Annotated in this window: 6 protein-coding genes and 3 pseudogenes; 7 read left to right on the top strand and 2 right to left on the bottom strand. The window is 44.3% G+C overall.

Features of this window, described 5'->3' with window-relative positions:
• The 6 genes from B9T16_RS26280 to B9T16_RS26255 all read left to right on the top strand — a co-directional run.
• On the top strand, nt 1-129 hold a 129-nt coding region (locus B9T16_RS26280), incomplete at its 5' end, for an HNH endonuclease (protein ID WP_410246137.1).
• Nucleotides 130-805: 676 nt separating this feature from the next.
• Complete coding sequence (locus B9T16_RS26275) at nt 806-1,000, top strand: reverse transcriptase N-terminal domain-containing protein (protein ID WP_014275143.1); 195 nt, start codon at nt 806-808, stop codon at nt 998-1,000.
• 21 nt (nt 1,001-1,021) lie between these two features.
• The gene (locus tag B9T16_RS26270) at nt 1,022-1,264 is read left to right on the top strand and encodes a hypothetical protein (protein ID WP_014275826.1); all 243 of its coding nucleotides are present in this window, start codon (nt 1,022-1,024) and stop codon (nt 1,262-1,264) included.
• The gene (locus tag B9T16_RS26265; protein WP_014275007.1) at nt 1,203-1,433 is read left to right on the top strand and encodes a reverse transcriptase domain-containing protein; all 231 of its coding nucleotides are present in this window, start codon (nt 1,203-1,205) and stop codon (nt 1,431-1,433) included. Before B9T16_RS26270 ends, B9T16_RS26265 begins: the two co-directional genes overlap by 62 nt.
• Nucleotides 1,423-2,139 (top strand): reverse transcriptase domain-containing protein, encoded by a 717-nt coding sequence (locus B9T16_RS26260; RefSeq protein WP_410246135.1) that lies wholly within the window; start codon nt 1,423-1,425, stop codon nt 2,137-2,139. Before B9T16_RS26265 ends, B9T16_RS26260 begins: the two co-directional genes overlap by 11 nt.
• Before the next feature lie 153 nt (nt 2,140-2,292).
• Complete coding sequence (locus B9T16_RS26255) at nt 2,293-2,670, top strand: HNH endonuclease (RefSeq protein ID WP_410246136.1); 378 nt, start codon at nt 2,293-2,295, stop codon at nt 2,668-2,670.
• 16 nt (nt 2,671-2,686) lie between these two features.
• Here the strand turns inward: B9T16_RS26255 and B9T16_RS26250 are convergent.
• Nucleotides 2,687-3,224: pseudogene (locus B9T16_RS26250) on the bottom strand (RNA-guided endonuclease InsQ/TnpB family protein); the annotation flags it as partial.
• Nucleotides 3,225-3,476: 252 nt separating this feature from the next.
• On the opposite strand from B9T16_RS26250, the pseudogene B9T16_RS26245 reads away from it, so the two are divergent.
• Nucleotides 3,477-3,887: pseudogene (locus B9T16_RS26245) on the top strand (IS630 transposase-related protein); the annotation flags it as partial.
• A gap of 25 nt (nt 3,888-3,912) precedes the next feature.
• On the opposite strand, the pseudogene B9T16_RS26240 reads toward B9T16_RS26245, so the two are convergent.
• Nucleotides 3,913-4,461 (bottom strand): annotated as a pseudogene (locus tag B9T16_RS26240) (IS630 family transposase); the annotation flags it as partial.

The raw sequence follows: 4,461 nt of genomic DNA, 5'->3' as shown, positions 1-4,461 counted from the left end.
ATTGAAGTAGACCACATTGTACCTAGAAGCCAAGGCGGAAAGGATGAATACAAGAATCTTCAATTATTACATCGCCATTGTCACGATGATAAAACAGCTCTTGATGAAGAGATGATGCTGTACTCTTAACAAGGAGACGGTCAAACTAGGAGCCGTATGAGGTGAAAGTCTCATGTACGGTTCTGCTGCTGAATGGGAGGGGTAGACCGTGAGGTCTATCTCGACCCCTAATCAAGGCAGGGAACTCAAGGTCAAAACGCAAAATTGAGAATCTTAATGATTCCTTAACAATTGCGTTGAGAGTAACGGCGATAGCCACCCCCAGTTTTGGGAATCATAACCCCAGGATTGAAGCGGGGAACGGAAGGCGTGAAGTAGAACCAACTACCAGACGCGAGCACTGCCAACCATCCACGACTAAGGAAATCTGAATGTTCCGACTTGAACCATCGTAAATACAAAGTAGCGAAATAGGTTGAAACGCTGCGATCAAAAGAGTAAGGGGAAAAGTAGGGTTTTTTATTAGATACCTACACAGGCCTTTAAAAGTACCCCGGTGGAGAGGACAAGTCTAAAGATGGAATGCCCATATAAACGGAACGTTATAACCCCTCTCAGGCTCTAACAATCTGGTCGAGATAGTTAGTAGTGACAAATGTAAACGGATGCCTCTGAGGGGGTAAGATGTGACCAGAAGCCAATGCCCAACTGTAACGGTAGGGATATGCAGACAGGTCACGGTTTGATTGTAAAGAATAGAGTCTAGTAGGAGTTACTATGACGAAAGCGAGTTTAAAGAAAGGCTTTGAGAAATCAAGACCAATCAAGAGGTGCGTTTGGATGGAAACATATTCCATGGGCGAAAGTTCATAGAAAAGTTTTCAAGCTCCAAAAGAGGATATTTCAAGCAGCTAAATCGGGACAGGACGCGAAGGCAAGAAGGTTGCAACGTTTACTGGTGAAGTCATATTATGCCCGACTCTTAGCAGTGAGACTGTAGGGGCGGGTTCCACGGTCAGCCATGCTTCCCAACAGTCAGCTTAATAAACCCGCCCCCCAAGCGGGTCAAGGCAAGAAGACAGCTGGGGTTGATGGAGTAAGAGTAGTCTCTCCAAGACAAAGGTTTGAACTGGTCAAGAACATTAAGGGAAACCTCAAAGCAAAACCACTGCGACGGGTTTGGATTCCAAAACCTGGAAGGGATGAAAAAAGCTGGAATAGGAATACCCACAATCCAAGACAGAGCAAGGCAAGCCTTGGTTAAGTCGGCTCTCGAACCTGAATGGGAATCGAGATTTGAAGGCACAAGCTACGGGTTCCGTCCCGGACGGTCAGCCCAAGACGCAATTGGTAGAATCTATACTGCCATAAATCAAGGACAATACTATGTTCTCGACGCTGATATAGCGAAATGCTCTTACCGTGAACCATGATTACCTACTGTCCAAAATTCATTGTCCAAGCAGCCTAAAGAGAGACCTGAAACAGTGGCTCAAAGCTGGTGTGCTAGACAACGGTGTATTTGAGGATACCGAATCAGGGACACCCCAGGGAGGGGTAATAAGTCCAATACTCGCCAACATCGCACTGTTGGGAATGGTTAGGTTCATAGAAACAATGTATCCCAAGAAAGCAAACAGAGCGCAGGCTACTGTTATAAGATACGCCGATGATTTTGTAGTGATATCACCATCACTAGAAATTATTGAACAGTGCAAAACCGCTATCTCCGTATGGTTAAAACCTGTAGGACTAGAAATAAAACCTGAAAAGACTCGAATCTGCCATACGTTCAAACCTATTGAATATGATGGCAAAACAGAGGAGCCAGGGTTTAATTTTCTAGGATTCAATATCAGGCAATATCCAGCAGGAAAATATAAATCTGGGAAAACAGGGGGAATGGCAAGCCGATTAATCGGTCACAAGACCCACATCAAACCCAGCAAGAAAGCAGTTCAAGCCCACACGGAAGTGATTAAGGGTGTAATAAAACAACATAAAACAGCACCCCAGTCAGCCCTGATTAACAAACTAAACCCGATTATTAGAGGATGGTCAAATTACTATTCAGCGGTAGTCTCATCAGAGACCTTCGTTAAACTAGACCACATAGTTTGGCAAATGTTACGGGCATAGACAGGTTCAAGATGCGGAAAGGCAAGCCAYGAAAAGCTAGGAAACTATTTCCAACAAGGAACGGTTAAACTTAGCAATGGGAAAGAAAGACATGAATCTTGGTTATTCAAGACCAAAGATGGATTCCAACTATGGAAACATAATTGGACTCCGATTGTTAGACACACCCTAATACGCCCTGACGCAACACCATACGACGGAAATTGGACTTACTGGGCAACCAGAAAAGGTCAAGCAATTGAAACGCCAAATAGGGTAGCAAAACTACTCAAAAAGCAAAAAGGTAGGTGTACATGGTGTGGACAGTATTTCGCACCATCAGATATAATTGAAGTAGACCACATCGTACCTCGAAGCCTAGGCGGAAAGGATGAATACAAAAACCTTCAGCTATTACATCGCCACACCCGCGATGATAAAACGGCACTAGATAACGCCAACGCTGTATCCTTAACAATGGAGCAGTCAAACCAGGAGCCGTGTGAGGTGAAAGTCTCAAGCACGGTTTTGAATGGGAGGGGTAGACCGTGAGGTTTATCTCGACCCCTAATAGTTCGAGTGGATGGGGTCTTTTTAACCACTGCACCACAGTTAGAGCATTCGAGTGAGGTATAAGCCGGGTTAACGGCAACCGTCACCTTCCCAAACTTAACCCCAAAATACTCTAACCACTTCCTGAATTGATACCAAAGAGCATCATTAATCGACTTGGCGAGACAGTGGTTTCTAACCAGATTCTTAACCCTCAAGTTTTCATATGCGACCAAATCGTTAGATTGGATTACGCAACGCGCCAGTCTCTTGGCGTGTTCTATGCGCTTCGCGCAGGCTTCGCCAACACGTTGCCTACTTATCTTGAGGTGTACTCGCCCTAGTCGGTTAATTGCTTTCTTTTGGTTAGATGAGCCTTTCTTTTTACGAGAAACACGCTTTTGTCTAAATTTCAAGCGGCTCTCACCTTTCCGATAAAATCTGGGGTTAGGTTCGGTATGACCATTAGAATCGGTATAAAACTCCTTAAGTCCTACGTCCAAACCAATCGCTTTACCCGTGGGCTGACTGTCTACTTTAACGTCCGCTTTGAGGTAGGGGTCGAGAATGGAGTCGCCTCCATCCCCTCCCAGTCAAAACCGTGCTTGAGATTTTTACCTCACACGGCTCCTGGTGTGGATGCCCACATTGTCAGTGGCACAGCGATACCAACCACTGCTTTGTCCTTCTTTGTTCAGAGCTATATGCACCACGTAGTCTTTAAACTCGCTCTCGCCATTATACTCCTACCCATTGCAGAATTTATAGCACAAGACAGAAAAGTTAGGACGTATAATGGCAAGGATATCTACAGAAGACCGAAAAGGCCAGCTCCCTACAGTTACGACCTTAGACAAAAAGTTATTAATGCAATTGAACTAGACGGTATACCCAAAACCGAAGCCAGTCAAGTTTTCCATGTCAGCAGGAACACTATCAATCTCTGGCTGCAAAGAAAAGAACACACCGGCGACTTCCTCCCTAAACCTAATCGCCCACCTGGTCATAGCCACCAAATTACCGACTGGCACAAATTCMAGGCTTTTGCCCAAGAGCATGGCGACAAAACCTCCGCTCAAATGGCTGAACTTTGGGATGACGACATCTCTCCTCGCACCATATCCAGAGCCTTGAAGAAAATTGGCTTCACCAGAAAAAAAACTTACGGCTACCAAGAACGTGATCAGCAACAGCGAGAGGAGTTTATTGCTCAGATTTAACATACAGCCTTTATCTCAATCATTAAGCACAGTAACAACACTTGGTAAACCAGTTATTCAAACACTGTAAATCCACAAGGCTTACCGCCACTTCTACCAATCTCACTAATAATTCCATGGTCTCCGTCCTGAACTTGCACACTCAACTTTTGAGCTGTGACCACATCATCTCTATAGGGTTAAACTCAGGGGAATACACCGGCAGATATTCTACCCTGGCTCCTACTGACTATATCATTTCTTGGACTTCTTCTCGATGATGATAATTTAAGTTGTCCATTACCACTACATCTCCTTTTTTTAATTTTGGCAATAAATCTAACTTGATGAATTGGAGAAAATCCTCTTTTTTCATTGACCCTTCTAATGTTTGAGTCCCCACCAATCCGGAGAGCTTAATTGCACCAATTATTGTCATTTTTTTTCCTCGATAGGATTTCCGCAGTTCATAGACTTTTTTCCCTTTCGTAGCTCAGGCTAACGGTCTGCTCATCCCTACCCATAACCCACTTTCATCAATAAACACAAGCTTTTCAGGAGCCACATCTCTAATTCTTTCCCAATAATCTAC

The sequence above is a fragment of the Arthrospira sp. PCC 8006 genome (assembly GCF_046480465.1).
Classification (GTDB): domain Bacteria; phylum Cyanobacteriota; class Cyanobacteriia; order Cyanobacteriales; family Microcoleaceae; genus Limnospira; species Limnospira platensis.
The sequence above is the reverse complement of the archived record's forward strand: the minus strand, read 5'-3'. Positions and strand labels throughout refer to the sequence as shown.